General features: G+C 39.7%; 32 protein-coding genes. All 32 read right to left on the minus strand.

All coding sequences use genetic code 11. The features are described 5' to 3' along the window. Nucleotide 1: 1 nt before the first annotated feature. The gene (locus ADH81_RS03410; protein WP_049526507.1) at nt 2-667 is read right to left on the minus strand and encodes a 3-keto-L-gulonate-6-phosphate decarboxylase UlaD; all 666 of its coding nucleotides are present in this window, start codon (nt 665-667) and stop codon (nt 2-4) included. 16 nt (nt 668-683) lie between these two features. Further along, nucleotides 684-1,169, minus strand: a complete 486-nt coding sequence (locus ADH81_RS03415) for a PTS sugar transporter subunit IIA (protein ID WP_049526509.1) — start codon at nt 1,167-1,169, stop codon at nt 684-686. A gap of 76 nt (nt 1,170-1,245) precedes the next feature. Next, on the minus strand, nt 1,246-1,527 hold the full coding sequence (locus tag ADH81_RS03420; RefSeq protein ID WP_000241466.1) for a PTS sugar transporter subunit IIB: 282 nt from the start codon (nt 1,525-1,527) through the stop codon (nt 1,246-1,248). Nucleotides 1,528-1,549: 22 nt separating this feature from the next. Continuing rightward, nucleotides 1,550-3,007, minus strand: coding sequence for a PTS ascorbate transporter subunit IIC (locus tag ADH81_RS03425; protein WP_049526510.1), 1,458 nt, complete (start codon nt 3,005-3,007; stop codon nt 1,550-1,552). A gap of 130 nt (nt 3,008-3,137) precedes the next feature. Then, nucleotides 3,138-3,761, minus strand: a complete 624-nt coding sequence (locus ADH81_RS03430; protein ID WP_049526512.1) for a hypothetical protein — start codon at nt 3,759-3,761, stop codon at nt 3,138-3,140. A gap of 55 nt (nt 3,762-3,816) precedes the next feature. Next, complete coding sequence (gene jag / locus ADH81_RS03435; RefSeq protein WP_049526514.1) at nt 3,817-4,773, minus strand: RNA-binding cell elongation regulator Jag/EloR; 957 nt, start codon at nt 4,771-4,773, stop codon at nt 3,817-3,819. Nucleotides 4,774-4,787: 14 nt separating this feature from the next. After that, nucleotides 4,788-5,615 (minus strand): membrane protein insertase YidC, encoded by an 828-nt coding sequence (locus tag ADH81_RS03440; protein ID WP_162837480.1) that lies wholly within the window; start codon nt 5,613-5,615, stop codon nt 4,788-4,790. Continuing rightward, nucleotides 5,590-5,961: a ribonuclease P protein component gene (rnpA, locus tag ADH81_RS03445; protein ID WP_000745628.1), complete on the minus strand. Its 372-nt coding sequence runs from the start codon at nt 5,959-5,961 to the stop codon at nt 5,590-5,592. The genes ADH81_RS03440 and rnpA overlap by 26 nt, the downstream gene beginning before the upstream one ends. A gap of 320 nt (nt 5,962-6,281) precedes the next feature. Further along, a complete protein-coding gene (locus tag ADH81_RS03450; protein WP_049526518.1) occupies nt 6,282-7,619 on the minus strand; it encodes a PFL family protein in 1,338 nt (445 codons plus the stop codon). Nucleotides 7,620-7,628: 9 nt separating this feature from the next. Then, nucleotides 7,629-7,895 (minus strand): ACT domain-containing protein, encoded by a 267-nt coding sequence (locus ADH81_RS03455; protein WP_000644115.1) that lies wholly within the window; start codon nt 7,893-7,895, stop codon nt 7,629-7,631. A 467-nt stretch (nt 7,896-8,362) separates the two neighbouring features. After that, nucleotides 8,363-8,749: a 50S ribosomal protein L17 gene (gene rplQ, locus ADH81_RS03460; protein ID WP_000331493.1), complete on the minus strand. Its 387-nt coding sequence runs from the start codon at nt 8,747-8,749 to the stop codon at nt 8,363-8,365. 11 nt (nt 8,750-8,760) lie between these two features. Beyond that, complete coding sequence (locus tag ADH81_RS03465) at nt 8,761-9,696, minus strand: DNA-directed RNA polymerase subunit alpha (protein WP_000568996.1); 936 nt, start codon at nt 9,694-9,696, stop codon at nt 8,761-8,763. Between the two features lie 42 nt (nt 9,697-9,738). Beyond that, nucleotides 9,739-10,122: a 30S ribosomal protein S11 gene (rpsK, locus tag ADH81_RS03470; protein WP_001118385.1), complete on the minus strand. Its 384-nt coding sequence runs from the start codon at nt 10,120-10,122 to the stop codon at nt 9,739-9,741. Between the two features lie 17 nt (nt 10,123-10,139). Further along, a complete protein-coding gene (gene rpsM / locus ADH81_RS03475; protein ID WP_000090783.1) occupies nt 10,140-10,505 on the minus strand; it encodes a 30S ribosomal protein S13 in 366 nt (121 codons plus the stop codon). A 17-nt stretch (nt 10,506-10,522) separates the two neighbouring features. After that, nucleotides 10,523-10,639 (minus strand): 50S ribosomal protein L36, encoded by a 117-nt coding sequence (gene rpmJ, locus ADH81_RS03480; RefSeq protein WP_001808836.1) that lies wholly within the window; start codon nt 10,637-10,639, stop codon nt 10,523-10,525. A 24-nt stretch (nt 10,640-10,663) separates the two neighbouring features. Further along, nucleotides 10,664-10,882: a translation initiation factor IF-1 gene (gene infA / locus ADH81_RS03485; RefSeq protein WP_001029883.1), complete on the minus strand. Its 219-nt coding sequence runs from the start codon at nt 10,880-10,882 to the stop codon at nt 10,664-10,666. A gap of 117 nt (nt 10,883-10,999) precedes the next feature. After that, entirely contained in the window at nt 11,000-11,638 is a 639-nt protein-coding gene (locus tag ADH81_RS03490) for an adenylate kinase (protein ID WP_001050432.1), read from the minus strand. A 155-nt stretch (nt 11,639-11,793) separates the two neighbouring features. Beyond that, the gene (gene secY, locus ADH81_RS03495; protein ID WP_049526520.1) at nt 11,794-13,104 is read right to left on the minus strand and encodes a preprotein translocase subunit SecY; all 1,311 of its coding nucleotides are present in this window, start codon (nt 13,102-13,104) and stop codon (nt 11,794-11,796) included. Between the two features lie 12 nt (nt 13,105-13,116). Then, nucleotides 13,117-13,557: a 50S ribosomal protein L15 gene (gene rplO / locus ADH81_RS03500; protein ID WP_000766079.1), complete on the minus strand. Its 441-nt coding sequence runs from the start codon at nt 13,555-13,557 to the stop codon at nt 13,117-13,119. Nucleotides 13,558-13,703: 146 nt separating this feature from the next. Then, a complete protein-coding gene (gene rpmD, locus ADH81_RS03505) occupies nt 13,704-13,886 on the minus strand; it encodes a 50S ribosomal protein L30 (RefSeq protein WP_000057241.1) in 183 nt (60 codons plus the stop codon). Between the two features lie 13 nt (nt 13,887-13,899). After that, the gene (rpsE, locus tag ADH81_RS03510; protein ID WP_000874203.1) at nt 13,900-14,394 is read right to left on the minus strand and encodes a 30S ribosomal protein S5; all 495 of its coding nucleotides are present in this window, start codon (nt 14,392-14,394) and stop codon (nt 13,900-13,902) included. Between the two features lie 17 nt (nt 14,395-14,411). After that, complete coding sequence (gene rplR, locus ADH81_RS03515; protein WP_000624044.1) at nt 14,412-14,768, minus strand: 50S ribosomal protein L18; 357 nt, start codon at nt 14,766-14,768, stop codon at nt 14,412-14,414. Nucleotides 14,769-14,851: 83 nt separating this feature from the next. After that, nucleotides 14,852-15,388 carry a 50S ribosomal protein L6 gene (gene rplF / locus ADH81_RS03520; protein ID WP_000086625.1) on the minus strand — a complete coding sequence of 179 codons (537 nt, stop codon included), beginning with the start codon at nt 15,386-15,388 and terminating at the stop codon, nt 14,852-14,854. A gap of 187 nt (nt 15,389-15,575) precedes the next feature. Then, nucleotides 15,576-15,974 (minus strand): 30S ribosomal protein S8, encoded by a 399-nt coding sequence (gene rpsH / locus ADH81_RS03525; protein WP_000245504.1) that lies wholly within the window; start codon nt 15,972-15,974, stop codon nt 15,576-15,578. A gap of 213 nt (nt 15,975-16,187) precedes the next feature. Then, nucleotides 16,188-16,373 carry a type Z 30S ribosomal protein S14 gene (locus ADH81_RS03530; protein ID WP_001085699.1) on the minus strand — a complete coding sequence of 62 codons (186 nt, stop codon included), beginning with the start codon at nt 16,371-16,373 and terminating at the stop codon, nt 16,188-16,190. Nucleotides 16,374-16,390: 17 nt separating this feature from the next. After that, nucleotides 16,391-16,933, minus strand: coding sequence for a 50S ribosomal protein L5 (gene rplE, locus ADH81_RS03535; RefSeq protein WP_000013542.1), 543 nt, complete (start codon nt 16,931-16,933; stop codon nt 16,391-16,393). Between the two features lie 23 nt (nt 16,934-16,956). Beyond that, nucleotides 16,957-17,262 carry a 50S ribosomal protein L24 gene (gene rplX, locus ADH81_RS03540; protein WP_000497691.1) on the minus strand — a complete coding sequence of 102 codons (306 nt, stop codon included), beginning with the start codon at nt 17,260-17,262 and terminating at the stop codon, nt 16,957-16,959. A gap of 177 nt (nt 17,263-17,439) precedes the next feature. Beyond that, on the minus strand, nt 17,440-17,808 hold the full coding sequence (gene rplN, locus ADH81_RS03545) for a 50S ribosomal protein L14 (RefSeq protein WP_000616548.1): 369 nt from the start codon (nt 17,806-17,808) through the stop codon (nt 17,440-17,442). A gap of 25 nt (nt 17,809-17,833) precedes the next feature. After that, nucleotides 17,834-18,094: a 30S ribosomal protein S17 gene (gene rpsQ, locus ADH81_RS03550; protein ID WP_000440801.1), complete on the minus strand. Its 261-nt coding sequence runs from the start codon at nt 18,092-18,094 to the stop codon at nt 17,834-17,836. A gap of 24 nt (nt 18,095-18,118) precedes the next feature. Then, nucleotides 18,119-18,325 carry a 50S ribosomal protein L29 gene (gene rpmC / locus ADH81_RS03555; RefSeq protein WP_000772918.1) on the minus strand — a complete coding sequence of 69 codons (207 nt, stop codon included), beginning with the start codon at nt 18,323-18,325 and terminating at the stop codon, nt 18,119-18,121. 9 nt (nt 18,326-18,334) lie between these two features. Beyond that, nucleotides 18,335-18,748: a 50S ribosomal protein L16 gene (rplP, locus tag ADH81_RS03560; protein WP_000960948.1), complete on the minus strand. Its 414-nt coding sequence runs from the start codon at nt 18,746-18,748 to the stop codon at nt 18,335-18,337. A 3-nt stretch (nt 18,749-18,751) separates the two neighbouring features. Beyond that, on the minus strand, nt 18,752-19,405 hold the full coding sequence (gene rpsC / locus ADH81_RS03565) for a 30S ribosomal protein S3 (protein ID WP_000529936.1): 654 nt from the start codon (nt 19,403-19,405) through the stop codon (nt 18,752-18,754). Nucleotides 19,406-19,410 lie beyond the last annotated feature (5 nt).

Below are 19,410 nucleotides of genomic sequence, written 5' to 3' on the forward strand. Positions count from 1 at the left end.
TTTACCCCCAAATCCGTTTGATTTCATCCTTGAAGGCACGCGCTGCTCCTGCTGGATCCGCAGCCTCCGTAATTCCACGACCTGCGATAAAGGTAAAGACATCAACACCTTCAAAGAGTTTGAGAGTATCTACATCTAGACCACCTGTTACAGAAACTCGGAAGCCCATGTCAATGAGTTTTTTAACCTTATTAAGGTCTTTTTCACCCCAAGTTTCACCAGCAAGAAGGGCATCACGAGATTGGTGATAGATAGCTTGTGAGATACCTGCATCTAGCCAAAGCTGAGCTTGTTCAAAAGTCCAATCACCATAAAGCTCGATCTGGATTTCGCCTCGGTCCCCACGTTCAGCCTTGATAGCCTTTAGAGCTGCTTCCATAGTAGGGATGGTTGCACAACAGATACAAGTCATCCAATCTGCTCCACGAACGGCATTATTTTTGGCAACTGTTCCACCAGCATCAGCACATTTTGTATCTGCCACAATAATCTTATCTGGGAAAAGGCTACGCAAGACCTCAACCAGTTCACTTCCAACTTGAAGCAAGCAAACAGTTCCAGCTTCGATAATATCTACTTCCTGAGCAACAGAAACAGCTGCTTTAATCGCTCCTTGCAAGTCTGAATGGTCTAATGCAACTTGTAAATTAGGTATTCTTTTTGTCATCTCTTTATTCCTCTTTCTAACTTTCCAAATCCAATCCTTCAAGATAAGGGCTATCCTTAGATTCTTCGATCATCGCCAAGACATCTTCTTTAGTCTGGCAAGCCTGTAAACGTGCGATAGAATCTTCTAATTCAAATAAGGCAATGATTTGTGGAATGGCAACACTTGTGTGAATTTTTGAGCTTGTTGCTGCTAGTGCCAACAAAACAGAGACCTCTTTCCCATCTGAAAATACAACAGGATTTTGTAAGGTAATCAATGAAAAGGCATCTCTTTGCACTCCAGCTTCAGGTCTAGCATGGGGCATAGCCATACCTGGCATCAAGATATAGTAAGGGCCATACTCTTCAGTCGATTCGATGATAGCATCGTAATACTCTGGCAAGATTGCCCCACTTTCAATCAAGGGATCTACTGCTACCTTGACTGCTTCCTTCCAGTCTTTAGCTTCTAGACCTAGTCGGATTGAGTCATTTTCAATTAAAGCTTGTTTTAAATTCATATCTGCCTCCTTTATTTAAAGAGGGAGAAGGACAGAAACGATAACTCTCAGTTTCTGTCCAGCCCCCTCCAACCTTTTACTGTAGTGCTTGACTGAGTTTTTCAGTGATTTCTTTATCATCCATCAAGTTGTCAAGCCCGATTAACTTCCCATTAGTCCGACCTTCCAATTCTTGGATCAAATGAAGAGAAGCGATTACGATGTCATAGCCTGCTGCTAAACCTTTTGCTTCACCGACACTGCATGAATTGACTGTAAAATCTGTTTGATTAAGTTTACGGAGGGCATTTTCAACCTTCATCTTGATAACCATAGATGAACCCATTCCATTTCCGCACGCTGCTAATACTTTAACCATTTTATTTCTCCTTTTCTAGATACTAAGCTTCTTCTTGAACTTCACCGTTGTAATATTTCTCTTTATCTTTTGCTTTTACAAATTGAAGTTGAGGAATAACGAGCAAGAAGAGACATACAAGTACATAACCAACAATACCAAGGTATTTGAAGATATAGCCAAATCCAAGCCATGGGAATTCAAAGTCGATATTTCCATGGTAACCACCGTAAGATGCTAAGTCGAGAAGGGCTACACAGAGAGCTCCTAGAGCAACTTGTAGGACACCTGAAATGAAAGATAGGATAACGGCTGCTTTCCATCCGCCACGCTTATCAGCATAGACCGCGATGGCTGCATTATCAAAGAACACTGGTACAAATCCTGTAATAATAAGGACAGGGTTTTTAAAGACGATGAGCAAGACAATTGTAATCAATTGACCAATCAAACCAAAGGCAAATCCTGACAAGACCGCGTTTGGAGAACCAAATCCATAAGAAGCCGCAACGTCAACCGCTGGGAATGAACCAGGCAACAATTTGTTTGAAATACCTTGGAAGGCATTTGTCAACTCAGATACGAACATGCGGACACCTTGCATCAAAACGAACAAGTAAACTGAGAAGGTGAAGGCTGTTTGGATAATGTACATAAAGAAATCTTGTTTAGCAGGATTGAATAGAGTTCCTGAAGTGATGACTTCTTTATTAGACATAATCTCTGGACCCAAGATTAACAGAATAGCTCCGAAAAATACGAGCATCAAAGTAGCAGATGCAACAACTGTATCGTGGAAAATTGAGAGGAACTTAGGTAATTTAAGATTGTCTAGGCTTTCTTCTTTCTTACCAAAGCGTCCTGCTACTTTATCTACAAACCAGATTGCAAATTGTTGTTGGTGACCAATCGCAAATCCGCCACCACCAGTCAAGCGTTGAGTTGCCTCAACAGTCATATTTGAACTAACTGCCCAGTAAAGGCCACAGATGATACCGATTGCTGCTGTACCATAAGCATTACGCAATTGTGGGACTAAGAATAGAACCATAAGAGATACAGTCGCAGCTTGTTGTACCATGATGTGACCAGTAATAAAGAGGGTTCTTACTTTCGTAATCTTGCGTAGAGCTACAAGTAAGATATTTACTCCAAAACCGATCAATAGAGCTGTAGTTGCAGTCCCAACGAAATCTGGAAACTCTGCTGCAATTTTGTTGTTTGCTGCAGCAAGTCCAAAGTAAGGGTCGATAACCGCCGCACCAATTTGGAATTTATAGTTAAGGGCTGCCAAGATTGGACGGAAGGTTGTAACCAAACCACCAGCACCCACGTTGAGCAACATATACCCTACTGTTGCTTTAACGAAACCTGAGAAAACGTCATGAGCAGGTTTTTTCAAAAGTGCGTATCCTATTAGCACCAATAAACCTACGAAAAATGCGGGATTCTGCAAAATATTGCTAGAAAACCAATTTAGAACACTTGAAATGACTTCCATAATTGTTCTCCTTTTGAATTGTTTTTGTAAGTTTATTATATAATTTGAAAACGGAAACAAAAAGACCAAGAATTACACAGCGGACTGTTCACTCTTGGACTGTATGATTTATGATATTTTAATGATTATCTTATTTTCTTGTAGCTAGATAAAATGGAAGAATTTTGTCATAAGATTTCAGTAGAGCTTTTACGATTTCTTCTTCCGATGAATTTGCAGTTACTGGAACATCTGCCTTTACTAAAACTTTGCGGACTTCCTGATGGGATAGTTTTTCTCTTAAAACTTGGCGATTTTCCTCAGTAGCCTCCATCTTTTGACTTTCTCCATCTGAGTATGCTAAATAATAAATCCCTTCTACCACTGGAACTTCTAGGACCTTGGCCTGTTTATCTAAAGTTCGCTCATCCTTCTTACGTTCAATAAAACTCACTTCTAGTGAAATTCCAAAATCAGAAGGGCTTCCATACAAACGAAGGGCCAACATAGGTTCTGTCACTCTTCCCTCACGCTGCAAATAGGCCCAGAAATGGGGTCGCAAACGTTGGGCTTGATTCATCCACTGACTCGATCTTTGCAGTATCCATTCTGGATGCCTTGCTTGAAAAGCTTTAGCCAGTTCTGTAAAAGCCTTTCTAGCTTCCTGTCCCTTACTCCTCAAATATAGCATTTTCTCAGCATCTTGTCCTGCCTTCTCTGGTTTTTGATACTGTAAACCAGAGTATGCAAGGTAGTCTCTCATTGTATTCAACATAGGCTCAATCTCCCTTGGCTAGCAAAAAATCAGGGATACCCTGATTTTGCTTTGACTATTCTGTATCCACGACAACGTAACGATTTGGCTCATCACCTTCTGAATAACTAGTAACACCTTCCATACGTGAGATGATACGATGGATAATTTTACGTTCGCTACTAGACATTGGATCAGTCACCTGGCTTCGTCCCTCTTCTAGGACACGTGTAGCTAATTTTTGTGCATAGCTCTGCAAGACTTCTGCACGGTGCTCTACATAGTCATTAACATTGATGGTAATATAGAAGGTTCTTGAATAGCGGTTATAAAGATAATTTTGTGCTAAGAGCTGAAGAGATTTCAAGACCTTACCATGGTAACCGATAATACGACCCGGTTCATTGGTATCAATTTGCATATTGATAGAACGGCGATTTGAGGTACTTGAAATTGCTCCCTCAACATCCATATCATCAATAATACCTTGAACATAGTTGGTTACTTCTTCGACCACCTGGTCAATATCATAGGTCGGTTCAATCTTCAAACCTAGATTTTCTAAATCATCATTCTGCTCGACTTCTTCCTGCTCTTTAGATTCTTCTGGCAGTAAATCTTTTAGAATGGCAATATGACCAGTCTCCTCTAAAATTGTACTAGCTTCTTTCTCATTTTTAAGAATTTCGGCCTTAACTTCTTCAGAGATCCCTTGTCCTTCTTCCTCGATTTTCTTGATTGCTTCAACAACATGCCCTAAGTCTACTGTTGCTTCACTAACAGTCTTAACGGGTTCGTTCTTAGCATTAACTTCCTTTGGAACTCCCTTAACTGCTTGCTGATTTGCCTTCACAACAGTTGTCTCACTAATTGCTTCGATATCAACTTGCGCTGGTTTCTTCCCAAAAAGGCCAAAGAAACCTTTTTTCTCCCTTGAGACAACCTTGATATGCGCCTTCATTCTAGGAATCTCCAATTCCTTCAATCCCGTTTGGATCGCTTCCTCAACAGTTGAACCTGTAAATAATACCATTACAAGATTCCTCCTTACTTTTTCTTTTTCTGTGCTTTCTTGAGAGCTTTTCTCTTCTTGATTTCTAAATCCTTCTTAGCCTGTACTCCCGCCTCACGCTCTGCAATAATCTTAAATGGATTGTTGAGCAGATAGGTTTGGAGCACCTGATAAGCATTGGATACCGCCCAGTATAAGGCAACCCCACTTGGTGAATACATGGCAAAGAAGAAAATCATGACTGGCATTGCATACATCATTCCTGTCATAGCACCATTTTTCTCAACCATGGCCTTATTGGATAACCAGGTGCTAAGGAAAGTAAAGATAGCTGCCAGAATAGGCAAAACAAAAGTCGTATCAACACCACCAAGGTTAATCCATAAGAAATGACCCGTTTTTAGAAATTCTACCCTACTCAAAGCTTGGAACAAGGCCAACAAGACTGGCATTTGGATTAAGATTGGCCAAAGAGAAGCTGACTGCTTCACACCATGTTGCTTAAACAACTGACGCATTTCTTGATCCAGCTTGGTACGGCTCTCCATATCCCGTCCCGGATAACGTTCTCGCAACTCCTTAACCAGTGGTTGTACTTCTTGCATCTTTCTAGATGCCACCATCTGTATCTGAAAGACTGGTAAAAGAATGGTTCTGATTAAAAGGGTAAATAAAATAATACCCAGACCAATACTTGTATCAAATGATAAAAAGCGAATAGTTTCAGCAAAAAAATAAACAAATTTACTCCAAAAATCTGTTGATTCCGCTGTAATCTCACTCGTCGTACCACTAGCCGTGCAGGCGCTCATCACAAATAAAGCAAGCACCATTAAGCTAGTCAACTGTAATTTCTTTTTCACTCCCATTTCCTTCCTGGTAAATCTTTGATAACTTTAATACGTGAAGTAGATTTTTTTCCATTTCCGCGTAGTCTAAGATCTCAACACCTTTTCGAGCAATCACAACAAAATCTACATTTTCAACCAGCTGATTTTTATGTTCAATCAGAATATGTCGAATTCTTCTCTTGATCTGATTCCTCATGACAGCGTTTCCCAATTTTTTGCTGACAGACAGACCAACTCGAAAATGCTGCTCATTATTTTCTAATCGATAAATAACAAATTTACGATTAGCAAAACTCTCCCCTTTTTTAAATATTGCACTAAAATCTTTCTCTTTTTTTACACGAAAGCGTTTTTTCAAAATTCAACTCCATCTATTAAAACTACTACTATTATACCATAATTTTTCAAAAAGCCAATCATAGCAAGGTTTTAGCCCATTTTACAGAATGAAAAAACTAGTTTTATCCTTTAAATCATATTATTTTTTGACAAATTTACAAATTTGAACATGCTACTTTCTCTTGAGATAAAACAAAAGTCACCCTTTGGAGTGACTTTTGTAGGAGATTATTATGAAAAAGTTAGGATTTTAATTAAATAAAGTTAGGAGGTCTTTATTTAATAATAGTAGTATACAGGTCTATCCTTAAACCCAACTTAAACAGATTCAATTTCTTTTTAATTTTTAAAACTATGGATTGGAGCTGGGATTTGTCCTCCACGTGCAATGAAATCAACAGACGATGCACCGTTGACTTTCATGACTGGAGCTGTTCCTAAAAGGCCACCAAACTCAATCATGTCGCCTTCTTTTCCTTTTGGAATAATACGTACAGCAGTTGTTTTCATGTTGATGACTCCGATAGCAGCTTCATCCGCAATCATTGCCGCAATCGTTTCTGCAGGTGTATCCTCAGGAATGGCAATCATATCCAAACCAACTGAACAGATAGCTGTCATAGCTTCTAATTTTTCCAAATTAAGGGAGCCGTTTTGCACTGCAGCAATCATCCCCTCGTCCTCAGAAACTGGGATAAAAGCACCTGACAATCCACCAACTTGGTTGCAAGCCATAACTCCGCCTTTTTTAACTTGATCATTCAAGAGAGCCAAGGCAGCAGTCGTTCCATGAGTCCCAACTGTCTCTAGCCCCATTTCTTCAAGAACACGAGCTACAGAATCACCCACTGCTGGAGTTGGAGCTAAACTCAAATCGACAATCCCAAAATCAACTCCGAGGCGCTCACTAGCCATTTGACCAACCAATTGACCAATACGGGTAATCTTGAAAGCTGTTTTTTTAACAGTTTCAGCAACAACATCAAAGCTCTGACCTCGAACTTTTTCCAAGGCACGTTTGACAACACCCGGTCCTGAAACACCGACATTGATGATGACATCTGCTTCACCTACACCATGAAAAGCGCCTGCCATAAAAGGATTGTCCTCTACCGCGTTGGCAAATACAACTAATTTAGCCGCCCCCATATCAGATAAAGAAGCCGTTTCCTTGATAATGCGTCCCATATCCGCTACTGCAGTCATATTGATGCCCGATTTGGTAGAACCGATATTTACTGATGAACAAACCTTATCCGTTTCTGCCAATGCACGAGGAATGGAGTTGATAAGGATTTCATCACCTTTTTGATAACCCTTTTGTACCAAGGCTGAAAAACCACCAATGAAGTCAACACCAATTTCTTTCGCAGCTTTATCCAGTGCTTTAGCTAAGACTACATAATCCGTCGCATCGGTAGCAGCACCAATCAAGGAAATTGGAGTAACTGATACCCGTTTATTTACGATGGGAATTCCCAGCTCAGCCGCAATTTCATCCCCAACAGCCACTAAATTAGCTGCTTTTGTAGTAATCTTTTCATATATTTTATCCGCAGCACGATTGATATCTGGATCGATACAGTCCAAAAGGGAAATCCCCATGGTAATGGTTCTAATATCAAAGTTTTGCTCCTCAATCATAGCGATTGTTTCGGTAACTTGTCTAATATCCATAAATACCTCCTAGATATTGTACATAGCATCAAAAATAGCCGCACTTTGAATATTGATTTTGACATTCAAAGTCTGACCAAAAACCTCAAATTCGTTTCTAAGATGAGTAAAATCTTGTTTTTCATCACTAGATACCACAGCCATCATTGTAAAGAATTCGTCCAAGACTGTTTGCGAGATATCATCAATATTTAAGCCTAATTCAGCAATTTTTGTCGCAACACCTGCAACAATTCCAGATTTATCTTTACCAACAACAGTAATAATAGCTTTCATGATTAAACTCCGTTTCTAACACAGAACGATATCCATTTCGGCCAAAAACAAAATAAAAAAGGGGGGATAGAGTAACTAAATTACTTAATAGTGAACGATTATCCAAGTTGAAACCCTAAAAAATCTCTTAGTTGATCTTGTACCAGACTAGTATTTTTTTTTACCAAGTCGCTAGTTTAGAACTTGAAACTGATAGTATATTGACTCATAACCTCTTTATAGAATATTTTTGAAAAAATGAACATTGTTGATTTTCTTTTTCAATAGTATAGCATATTTCCTAATAAAATACTCAAAAACGCCTGCTTACGAAATTGTTCTTTAGTAAAAAACAATTTCGTAAACAAGCGTCTACCTTATCATCTTATGATGAGTGTTCCCGCTAGGACATAAGTCCTAGCGGTAGACCAGAGCTAGACTAAGAGCACAAGACCCCATCATCATAACACTCAACAAAATTGATGATTTTATACTAATTCGATGATCGCCATTGGCGCTGCATCACCACGACGTGGTTCAGTTTTAAGGATACGAGTGTATCCACCGTTACGCTCAGCATAACGAGGTGCGATTTCTGAGAACAATTTTTGAAGTGCTGTAGTAGAAGTGTACTTATCAGTTGCTTCATCATAGTTTTCAGATGCGATTTCATTACGTACGAAAGCAGCTGCTTGACGACGTGCATGCAAATCACCACGTTTACCTAGAGTAATCATTTTTTCAACAGTTTTACGGATTTCTTTAGCACGAGCTTCAGTTGTCACGATTGATTCGTTGATCAAAAGGTCAGTTGTCAAATCGCGAAGCATTGCTTTACGTTGTGAGCTAGTGCGTCCTAGTTTACGGTAAGCCATTTATTCCTCCTTTATTTATCTTTTAATCCAAGACCCAAATCAATGAGTTTGACTTTCACTTCTTCCAAACTCTTGCGTCCAAGATTTCTTACTTTCATCATCTCTGCTTCAGATTTTTCTGTCAAATCATGCACAGTGTTGATACCGGCACGTTTCAAACAGTTGTATGAACGCACAGACAAGTCAAGTTCCTCAATCGTACGTTCCAAGATACGGTCGTCCGATTCAGTATCAGCTTCTTTCATCACTTCTGCTGACTTAGCAATCTCTGTAAGATTTGTAAACAAATCAAGGTGCTCTGTCAAGATACGTGCTGAAAGCCCTAAAGCATCTTCTGGAATAATTGTTCCATTAGTCAAGATTTCAAGGGTTAATTTGTCGAAACCATCATTGCTACCTACACGAGCAGGTTCAACTTGATAGTTGACTTTTGTAACTGGTGTATAAATAGAATCTACAGCAAGTGTTCCAACTGGTGCATTATCTTTTTTGTTTTCATCAGCAGGTACATATCCACGACCACTGTTAACAGTCATTGTCGCTTTTAGAGAAGAACCTTCACCGATTGTAAAGAGATAATGATCTGGATTTACAATTTCAATGTCGCTATCTGTCAAGATATCTCCAGCTGTAATTTCAGCAGGACCTTGCACATCTAGTTCAATGATCTTTTCGTCTTTAACGTAAGATTTTACTGCAATACCTTTGATGTTCAGAATGATTTGCATCACGTCTTCGCGAACACCCGGAACTGTATCAAATTCATGCAATACACCTTCGATATTGATAGATGTTACAGCAGCCCCTGGAAGAGAAGCTAGAAGTACACGACGAAGAGAGTTACCAAGTGTTGTACCGTAACCACGTTCAAGCGGTTCGATTACAAACTTGCCATAATCTTTATTTTCATCAATTTTTGTTATATTTGGTTTTTCAAACTCGATCATTTAGTTACTCCCTCTTAAACGAAAAGCAGTGTAAGGTTATGATTATACACGGCGACGTTTTGGAGGACGAGCACCATTGTGTGGCACTGGAGTCACATCACGAATTGCTGTTACTTCAAGACCAGCGGCAGCAAGAGCACGAATAGCTGACTCACGACCAGAACCTGGACCTTTAACAGTAACTTCAACTGACTTAAGACCGTGTTCTTGTGCAGATTTAGCAGCAGCTTCAGAAGCCATTTGAGCAGCAAATGGTGTAGATTTACGAGAACCTTTGAAACCAAGAGCACCAGCTGATGACCAAGCAATTGCATTACCATGCACATCAGTAATCATAACAATAGTGTTATTAAATGTAGCGTGAATATGAGCAATACCAGATTCGATATTCTTTTTCACACGACGTTTACGTGTTGGTTTAGCCAAGACTTTTACCTCCTATATTATTTTTTCTTACCAGCAATCGCAACAGCTTTACCTTTACGAGTGCGAGCGTTGTTTTTAGTGTTTTGTCCACGGACAGGAAGTCCACGACGGTGACGGATACCACGGTATGAACCGATTTCCATCAAACGTTTGATGTTCAAGTTAACTTCACGACGAAGGTCACCTTCAACTTTAATTGCATCCACTTCACGACGGATAGCATCTTCTTGATCTGGTGTAAGATCGCGAACACGTACATCTTCTGAAATTCCAGCAGCTGCTAAGATTTTCTTAGATGTTGGAAGTCCGATACCGTACACATAAGTCAATGAAATTACTACGCGTTTGTCATTTGGAATGTCAACTCCAGCAATACGAGCCATGTTTTCTCCTTTCTATCTTATCCTTGACGTTGTTTGTGTTTTGGATTTGCTGGGCAAATTACCATAACACGACCATTACGACGAATTACTTTACAGTATTCGCAAATTGGTTTGACCGATGGTCTTACTTTCATTTCTTATCCCTCCAAGTTTTTCGATTATTTAAAGCGGTAAGTGATACGTCCACGTGTCAAGTCATATGGACTCATTTCGACAGTAACACGATCTCCCGCTAAAATACGAATATAGTTTTTACGAATTTTACCAGAAACTGTTGCTAAAATCTGATGTCCATTTTCAAGTTCAACCGTAAACATTGCATTCGGCATAGTATCAACTACTTTACCTTCAACTTCAATCACATCGTCTTTTGCCACGCAAAAGTACCTCCATAAATTTCGATTTGATGCCTCTAGACACAGAGACAACAATTATAAGTCAGACTAACTCAGTATAACATTTGTAGAGACATTTTGCAAGCATGAAAAACGCTTTTATTTCAATTTTGTCAATACTTTTTCGATATCTGCAAAGACATCATTGATATCTTGGTTACCTTCGATATCATGTACCAAACCTTTTGCACGATAGTGGGCAATAATTGGTTCACCTTGGGCAATATTAACATCTAAACGACGTTTTACTGTTTCAGGTTTGTCATCTTCACGTTGGTAATAATCTTCTTCTTTGTAGTCAACTGGTGGATTGAAAACTTTGTGGAAAGTTTCGCCAGTTTCACGGTGAATGATACGACCACTCAAACGCTCCAAAAGACAATCTGGATTTACTTCGATGTTAATAACACCTTCAAGCTCAATCCCTAATTCAGCTAAAGTTTTATCCAAGGCATGAGCTTGTTCAATTGTACGTGGGTACCCGTCCAACAAGAAACCAGTTTCTTTAATGTCATCTTGTGAGAGACGCTCTTTCACGATACCATTTGTAACTTCATCTGGAACCAACTCGCCTTTGTCGATATAAGACTTAGCTAAGACACCCATTTCAGTTTGGTTAGCCATTGCCGCACGGAACATATCACCTGTTGAGATATGAGCAACATGAAATTGTTCAACAATTTTTGCTGCCTGTGTACCCTTACCTGCACCAGGTAAGCCCATAATCAAAAGATTCATGATTCAAACTCCTTTTTTGTTTTTAAATAGAAGCAAAAATTCATTTCAACTCCTATTTAAAAACAAAATAGAAGAGAGGAGATAAAAATCTGACAAGGTCTTTGATTTTTAAACTCCACTCTCTGAGCAATAGTGAATTTTCTTTTCTATTACAATTATTCTGTTGTATTCATGAAACCAACATACTTACGTTTCAATAAATAACCTTCCAATTGTTTAATTCCTTCAATACCTGTTGAGATAATGATCAAAAGACTTGTTCCCCCAAAAGCAACTACTTCTGAAAGACCGAATAAATCCTTAGCTACAATAGGTAAAATAGAAATAACACCTAAGAAGAGGGAACCGACTGTTGCGAGACGACGAAGAAGTTTTGACATATACTCTTCTGTCCCTTTACCAGGACGGACACCGTGGATATAAGCACCACTCTTTTGCAAATTTTCTGCTGCCTTCTCTGGATTAATCTGTACAAATGTATAGAAGAATGTAAAGAGGATAATCAACAGAGCGTACAAAGCGATACCTGTAGGAGCTGTTGTAGATAGTAACTCCTGAGCACTACGTACCCAGGCCCAATCAAGACCAGATGCACTTACAAATTGTAAAATTGCCGCTGGTGCTGCTGTAATTGAGCTAGCAAAGATAACTGGAATAACTCCTGCAGGGTTAATCTTCAATGGAAGATAGGAACTTGACGGTGCTCCTTGTGCTACCTTAGTATACTGAATTGGTATCTTATATTCAGCTTGTTGAACATAAGTTGTAAAGTAAACAATCAATAAGACTGCTACAATTAAGATAGCAACAAAAATGAGGGATGAAGTCAAGCGGTCGCTTGGTACGTTGACAAAATAGTCAACATAGATACCTTTGATCATATCAGGAATTGAAGCAACAATCCCGGCAAAGATAATCATGGAAACACCATTCCCATAACCCTTATCAGTAATTTGCTCTCCCAACCAAGTTACAATCATACTACCCGCTGTTAGGATTGCTCCAATCACAAGGAAAACTTGTGGTGTTAGAGGAACAGTCAAAAGTTTGGCTCCAGATAAAGCATTAAAACCAGCTGTAATTCCGATAGATTGCACGAATGCAAGAACAAGGGCAATATATCGTGTTGCCTGGTTCAATTTTCTACGACCAACTTCCCCTTGTTTACCCCACTCTACAAACTTTGGTAATAAATCCATTTGTAAGAGTTGGACAACGATAGAAGCAGTAATGTATGGACTAACACCAAGTGCAAAAACTGAAAAGTTTTTCATGGCATTACCAGACACCAAACTTAACATATTTAGAAAAGATAGACCACTCAAAGCATTCAAGCTATTGGCATTCACCCATGGAACCGTAATGCTAGTCCCGATACGGAAGACAAAGACGATAAAAATTGTAAAAAGAATTTTTGATCGAACTTGCTTAACTTTGAAGGCTTCTCTCAATAATTTAAAAAACATAGGTCACCTCTCTTAGATGACTTCTACTGAACCACCTTTAGCAGTGATAGCTTCTTCAGCTGATTTAGAGAATTTAGCTGCTTTTACAGACAATTTCTTAGTCAACTCACCGTTACCAAGAATTTTGATACCTGATTTTTCAGCTTTAACAATTCCTGATTCGATAAGAACAACTGGAGTTACTTCTGCACCATCTTCAAAGACGTTCAATTGGTCAAGGTTAACAATTGCGTATTCTTTAGCGTTGATGTTAGTGAATCCACGTTTTGGAAGACGACGGAACAATGGAGTTTGTCCACCTTCAAAACCAAGACGTACTCCGCCACCGCTACGAGCTTTTTGACCTTTTTGACCACGACCAGATGTTTTACCGTTACCTGATGAAGTACCACGACCAACACGGTTACGAGTTTTACGAGAACCTTCTGCAGGTTTCAATTCATGAAGTTTCATTATATATTTTCTCCTCTTTTGTAAAATGCTAGCGCCGATAAGAGAGAAAAGGTTGTCTCTCCTATCAACTCGCCTATACGTTTGTCATCAAAGATGACTATATCTAGTTTTAGGGGATGGTATACTGCACATCCCCTAAAATTTAATTAGTTTACTTCTTCAACTGTTACCAAGTGAGATACTGCAGTAATCATACCACGAATTGCAGCGTTATCTTCTTTAATAACAGAGCTGTTCAATTTGCCAAGTCCAAGTGCTACAACAGTTTTACGTTGTGATGGAATGCGTCCGATTGGAGACTTAGTCAAAGTAATTTTAATTTGAGCCATTTTATCCCCTTTCTTATGCCAAATCAGAAACTGAAATACCACGAAGGGCAGCAACTTCTTCAGCGCGTTTCAATTGTTTCAAACCTTCAACAGTTGCGCGAACAATGTTGATTGGAGTATTTGAGCCAAGAGATTTAGATGTAACATCAGCTACACCTGCCAACTCGATAACGGCACGAACAGCACCACCAGCGGCAACTCCAGAACCTTCTACAGCTGGTTTCAACAATACTTTAGCTCCACCGAATTCTGAAATAACTTCGTGTGGGATTGTTGTTCCAACCATAGGAACTTCGATCAAGTTTTTCTTAGCATCTTCTACTGCTTTGCGGATTGCTTCTGGAACTTCTTGAGCTTTACCAGTACCAAATCCTACGCGACCGTTGTGGTCACCAACGACTACAAGAGCTGCAAAACGAAGACGACGTCCACCTTTAACAACTTTAGTAACACGGTTAACAGCAACTACGCGTTCTTCTAATTCAACTGCATTGTCTTTAAATGCCATTTTCTAGTGTCCTCCTATTAGAATTTCAATCCGTTTTCACGAGCTGCATCAGCCAAAGCTTTCACACGTCCGTGATATAGATATCCACCGCGGTCGAACACCACTTCTGAAATACCTTTAGCGTTTGCACGTTCTGCAACGAGTTTACCGACAGCAACGGCTTGTTCAGTTTTTGTTCCTTTTGAAACTTCTTTGTCAAGAGTTGAAGCACTTGCGAGCGTTACACCCGCTACGTCATCAATAACTTGAGCGTAGATGCCTGTATTAGAACGGAATACGTTCAAACGTGGGCGATCAGCAGTTCCAGAGAGCTTTCCGCGAACGCGACGGTGGCGTTTTTGGCGGAGTTTGTTTTTATCTGGTTTAGAAATCACAGTTTTCACCTCTTTAGTTTTAAATCGTGTGCTATGCACAAAGTTGGAAATAGTATTGGTGGTTGAAAATCAACCACTCAATATTATTTACCTGTTTTACCTTCTTTAAGACGAACATATTCGCCAACGTAACGGATACCTTTACCTTTGTATGGTTCTGGTGAACGAAGGCTACGTACGTAAGCAGCTGTTTGACCAACTACTTCTTTTGAAATTCCGCTAACAACGATTGTTGTTGGGTTTGGAAGTTCAAAAGTAATTCCTTCTGGAGCTTCAACTTCGTCTGGATGTGATTTACCAACAGCCAAAACAAGTTTTGATCCTTGAAGTTGTGCACGGTAACCAACCCCACGCATTTCAAGTTGTTTCTTGAATCCTTCTGATACACCAATAACCATGTTGTTCAAAAGAGCACGAGTAGTTCCGTGGATAGTTTTCATTTCTTTTGAATCGTTTGGACGGTGAAGAGTTACTTCAGTACCTTCCACACGAATTTCAATATCTTTTGAGAACTCACGAGTAAGTTCTCCTTTAGGTCCTTTTACAGTTACAACGTTGTCATTGTTAGTGATTTCAACACCAGCAGGCAACACGATAACTTTATTACCAATACGTGACATGTTTTTATTCTCCTGTTAAATTGTCAGGCCATGTTGGCCAGTTTTCACGGGGTTAAATCGATTTCTCGATTTAAAGGAATATTTAGGTTTCAATTTCAAAGTGAATCTAGGCATCGTCTCGCAGGCATAACTTTGGGTTAGGCAAGAGACGATAACGACGAATCACAAAGAAATTGGGAGCTAAATATTACCAAACGTAAGCGATAACTTCTCCACCAACGTTCTTTTGGCGTGCTTCTTTATCAGTAAGCAAACCTTCAGAAGTTGAAAGGATAGCAATTCCAAGACCGTTAAGTACTTTTGGAAGGTCTTCACGTTTTTTGTAGACACGAAGTCCTGGTTTAGAAACACGTTTCAAGTTTGTGATAACTTTTTCACCGTTTGGTCCGTATTTAAGGAATACACGGATGATGCCTTGTTTGTCATCTTCGATGATTTCTACGTTCTTAACAAAACCTTCGCGTTTAAGGATTTCAGCAATTCCTTTTTTGATGTTTGATGCAGGTACTTCAAGTACTTCGTGTTTTGCTTGGTTAGCGTTACGAATACGAGTTAGGAAGTCTGCGATTGGGTCAGTCATAACCATTTTATTTTTCTCCTCTTACTAGTAGTTTGCAAGTTGCACTTGCTAGTTAATGATTGAGCTAAGCTCAGATAGTATTGACACATTCAAATAAGATAACTCTCATTTGAACACGAGCTACAACCTGGGCAAAAAAGATAGATTTGTCTTGGAGCATCGCTCCTGCACCAAATCTCCTATTTTTGCTATGGTTGTTACGCTCTTTGTATCATGATATTACCAAGATGCTTTTGTTACACCAGGGATTTGACCTTTATATGCCAATTCACGGAAGCAAACACGGCAAAGTTTAAACTTGCGGTAAACTGAGTGTGGACGTCCACAACGTTCACAGCGAGTGTATGCTTGAGTAGAGAACTTCGCTGGGCGTTTGTTCTTAGCAATCATAGATTTTTTAGCCATTAGTTATACCTCCTATATTATTTTGCAAAAGGCATTCCAAGGCCTGTAAGCAATGCACGTGACTCTTCGTCAGTGTTAGCAGTAGTTACGATAACGATGTCAAGACCACGAGTTTTGTCAACGTCATCAAAGTTGATTTCTGGGAAGATCAATTGTTCTTTCACACCAAGTGTGTAGTTTCCTCGTCCATCAAATGATTTTGTTGGAACACCATGGAAGTCACGCACACGTGGAAGTGAAACTGAAACCAATTTATCCAAGAATTCGTACATACGTTCACCACGAAGGGTAACTTTTGCACCGATCGCAACACCTTCACGAAGACGGAAGCCGGCGATTGATTTTTTAGCTTTAGTGATAAGTGGTTTTTGACCTGAGATAAGCGCCAATTCTTCAGCAGCTTTTTCAAGGCTTTTAGCGTTTGATACAGCTTCACCAACACCCATGTTCAAAACGATCTTATCTACTTTAGGCACAGCCATCACTGATGAGTAGTTGAATTGTTCTGTCAAAGCAGGAACTACTTCATTAAGATATTTTTCTTTTAAACGATTTGCCATTATACTTCTCCTTTCCTTCGTGATTAATCAAGCACTTCGCCTGATTTTTTGTTGTAGCGAACTTTTTTACCGTCTACAAATTTGTAACCAACACGACCAGCTACACCATTTTTGTCCAAAACTTGAACATTTGATACGTGGATAGCTGCTTCCTTCTCGATGATACCACCTTGAGGAAGTTCGTTAGTTGGACGTTGGTGTTTCTTAACGATGTTAACACCTTCAACGATAACTTTGTTTACTTTTGGAAGGGCAGTAAGGACAACAGCTTCTGTTCCCTTATCTTTACCAGCGATTACGCGAACTTTGTCGCCTTTTTTTACAAACATTTTTTTCTCCTTTTATTCTTACGCCCAATGGGCACCCTGGCTAAGCCAGGGGACTGTGTTTGTTTGTTTTTGCTCTGTGAAAATTAAAGCAATCCTTCGTCAGTTTCAACTCACCTAACTTAAGTTATGCTTTCGTCTTACTTCCTAGACTTGTTTTAATTTTCTTTGAGCAATCAATTAAAGTACTTCTGGAGCAAGTGACACGATCTTCATGAAGCCACCTTCACGCAATTCACGTGCAACTGGGCCAAAGATACGTGTTCCGCGAGGAGTTTTATCTTCACGGATGATAACTGCTGCGTTTTCGTCAAATTTGATGTATGAACCATCAGCACGACGAGCACCTGATTTAGTACGAACGATAACTGCTTTAACAACGTCACCTTTTTTAACCGCACCACCAGGAGTAGCTTGTTTTACAGATGCCACAATAACATCACCGATGTTCGCAAATTTACGTTTAGAACCACCAAGAACTTTGATAGTCAAGATTTCGCGTGCACCGCTGTTGTCTGCGACTTTCAAACGAGTTTCTGTTTGAATCATTTCAGTTTTCTCCTTTCAGGTTTGATTAGATGATAACCGCTTCTTCAACGACTTCTACAAGACGGAAACGTTTTGTAGCTGAAAGCGGACGAGTTTCCATGATACGTACGATATCGCCTTCTTTGGCAACATTGTTTTCATCATGTGCTTTGTATTTTTTAGAGTAGTTAATACGTTTACCATAGACTGGGTGGTTACGTTTTGTTTCAACTACAACTGTGATTGTCTTGTCCATTTTGTCAGATACAACACGTCCAACAAGAACTTTACGATTATTGCGTTCCATTGAAATTTCTCCTTCCCTAGTCTATTATTTCGCTTCAGATTGAACTGTTTTGATACGAGCGATTTGTTTTTTAACTTCTTTCAAGCGAGCTGTTTGTTCTAATTGACCAGTAGCAGCTTGGAAACGAAGTTCAAACAATTCTTTTTTCAATTCGTTTTCGCGCTTCGCGAGTTCTTCTTGAGAAAGACCACGAAGTTCTTTAACAAATTCTTTTACTTCATTAAGTTTCATGCCTTCTCCTTATTCTGCTTCACGTTTTACGAATTTACATTTAACTGGCAATTTGTGGCTTGCAAGACGAAGCGCTTCGCGAGCGATCTCTTCAGATACACCAGCAACTTCAAACATTACTTTACCACGTTTAACTGGTGCTACCCAACCTTCAGGTGCCCCTTTACCAGATCCCATACGAACCCCGATAGCTTTAGCTGTGTATGATTTGTGTGGGAAGATTTTAATCCAAACTTTACCACCACGTTTCATGTAACGAGTCATGGCGATACGAGCAGCTTCGATTTGGCGGTTAGTGATCCAGTGGCTAGTTGTAGCTTGAAGACCGTATTCACCGAATGCTACTTCTTTTCCACCTTTAGCTTCACCGCGCATTTTACCACGGAATTCACGACGGTGTTTAACACGTTTAGGTACTAACATTGGTTATTTACCTCCTTTAGTGTTTTTACGAGCTGGAAGAACTTCACCACGGTAGATCCATACTTTAACACCAAGTTTACCGTATGTAGTGTCTGCTTCTTCCCAAGCATAATCGATATCTGCACGAAGTGTGTGAAGTGGAACAGTTCCTTCAGAGTATCCTTCAGCACGGGCGATATCTGCACCGTTCAAACGACCTGATACTTGAGTTTTGATTCCTTTAGCTCCAGCACGCATTGCACGTTGGATTGCTTGTTTTTGTGCACGACGGAAAGCAACACGTTGCTCCAATTGACGAGCAATTCCTTCACCAACAAGGTGAGCATCCAAATCAGGTTGTTTGATTTCGATGATGTTGATGTGTACTTGTTTTCCAGTCAATTTGTTAAGTTTAGCACGAAGTGCATCAACGTTAGCACCACCTTTACCGATAACCATACCTGGTTTAGCAGTGTGAAGTGAAACGTTAACTTTGTTTACTGCGCGTTCGATTTCAATAGTTGAAACAGCTGCGTCAGCAAGTTCTTTTTGAACGAATTTACGGATTGCAAGATCTTCATGAAGGTAATCCGCGTATTCTTTTTCAGCATACCATTTGGCATCCCAATCACGGATGATGCCGACACGCATACCAATTGGATGTACTTTTTGACCCACGATTT

Origin of the sequence: Streptococcus pseudopneumoniae (assembly GCF_001072925.1) — a bacterium.
Taxonomy (GTDB): domain Bacteria; phylum Bacillota; class Bacilli; order Lactobacillales; family Streptococcaceae; genus Streptococcus; species Streptococcus pseudopneumoniae_Q.

Bases quoted from the DNA above. Each gene is read 5' to 3' on its own strand.
- ADH81_RS03410 (WP_049526507.1), bottom strand. From the start codon at position 667: ATGACAAAAAGAATACCTAATTTACAAGTTGCATTAGACCATTCAGAC.
- ADH81_RS03415 (WP_049526509.1), bottom strand. From the start codon at position 1,169: ATGAATTTAAAACAAGCTTTAATTGAAAATGACTCAATCCGACTAGGT.
- ADH81_RS03420 (WP_000241466.1), bottom strand. From the start codon at position 1,527: ATGGTTAAAGTATTAGCAGCGTGCGGAAATGGAATGGGTTCATCTATG.
- ADH81_RS03425 (WP_049526510.1), bottom strand. From the start codon at position 3,007: ATGGAAGTCATTTCAAGTGTTCTAAATTGGTTTTCTAGCAATATTTTG.
- ADH81_RS03430 (WP_049526512.1), bottom strand. From the start codon at position 3,761: ATGTTGAATACAATGAGAGACTACCTTGCATACTCTGGTTTACAGTAT.
- jag (WP_049526514.1), bottom strand. From the start codon at position 4,773: ATGGTATTATTTACAGGTTCAACTGTTGAGGAAGCGATCCAAACGGGA.
- ADH81_RS03450 (WP_049526518.1), bottom strand. From the start codon at position 7,619: ATGGATATTAGACAAGTTACCGAAACAATCGCTATGATTGAGGAGCAA.
- ADH81_RS03455 (WP_000644115.1), bottom strand. From the start codon at position 7,895: ATGAAAGCTATTATTACTGTTGTTGGTAAAGATAAATCTGGAATTGTT.
- rplQ (WP_000331493.1), bottom strand. From the start codon at position 8,749: ATGGCTTACCGTAAACTAGGACGCACTAGCTCACAACGTAAAGCAATG.
- ADH81_RS03465 (WP_000568996.1), bottom strand. From the start codon at position 9,696: ATGATCGAGTTTGAAAAACCAAATATAACAAAAATTGATGAAAATAAA.
- rpsM (WP_000090783.1), bottom strand. From the start codon at position 10,505: ATGGCTCGTATTGCTGGAGTTGACATTCCAAATGACAAACGCGTAGTA.
- rpmJ (WP_001808836.1), bottom strand. From the start codon at position 10,639: ATGAAAGTAAGACCATCGGTCAAACCAATTTGCGAATACTGTAAAGTA.
- ADH81_RS03490 (WP_001050432.1), bottom strand. From the start codon at position 11,638: ATGAATCTTTTGATTATGGGCTTACCTGGTGCAGGTAAGGGTACACAG.
- secY (WP_049526520.1), bottom strand. From the start codon at position 13,104: ATGTTTTTTAAATTATTGAGAGAAGCCTTCAAAGTTAAGCAAGTTCGA.
- rplO (WP_000766079.1), bottom strand. From the start codon at position 13,557: ATGAAACTTCATGAATTGAAACCTGCAGAAGGTTCTCGTAAAACTCGT.
- rpmD (WP_000057241.1), bottom strand. From the start codon at position 13,886: ATGGCTCAAATTAAAATTACTTTGACTAAGTCTCCAATCGGACGCATT.
- rpsE (WP_000874203.1), bottom strand. From the start codon at position 14,394: ATGGCATTTAAAGACAATGCAGTTGAATTAGAAGAACGCGTAGTTGCT.
- rplF (WP_000086625.1), bottom strand. From the start codon at position 15,388: ATGTCACGTATTGGTAATAAAGTTATCGTGTTGCCTGCTGGTGTTGAA.
- rpsH (WP_000245504.1), bottom strand. From the start codon at position 15,974: ATGGTTATGACTGACCCAATCGCAGACTTCCTAACTCGTATTCGTAAC.
- ADH81_RS03530 (WP_001085699.1), bottom strand. From the start codon at position 16,373: ATGGCTAAAAAATCTATGATTGCTAAGAACAAACGCCCAGCGAAGTTC.
- rplE (WP_000013542.1), bottom strand. From the start codon at position 16,933: ATGGCAAATCGTTTAAAAGAAAAATATCTTAATGAAGTAGTTCCTGCT.
- rplX (WP_000497691.1), bottom strand. From the start codon at position 17,262: ATGTTTGTAAAAAAAGGCGACAAAGTTCGCGTAATCGCTGGTAAAGAT.
- rplN (WP_000616548.1), bottom strand. From the start codon at position 17,808: ATGATTCAAACAGAAACTCGTTTGAAAGTCGCAGACAACAGCGGTGCA.
- rpsQ (WP_000440801.1), bottom strand. From the start codon at position 18,094: ATGGAACGCAATAATCGTAAAGTTCTTGTTGGACGTGTTGTATCTGAC.
- rpmC (WP_000772918.1), bottom strand. From the start codon at position 18,325: ATGAAACTTAATGAAGTAAAAGAATTTGTTAAAGAACTTCGTGGTCTT.
- rplP (WP_000960948.1), bottom strand. From the start codon at position 18,748: ATGTTAGTACCTAAACGTGTTAAACACCGTCGTGAATTCCGTGGTAAA.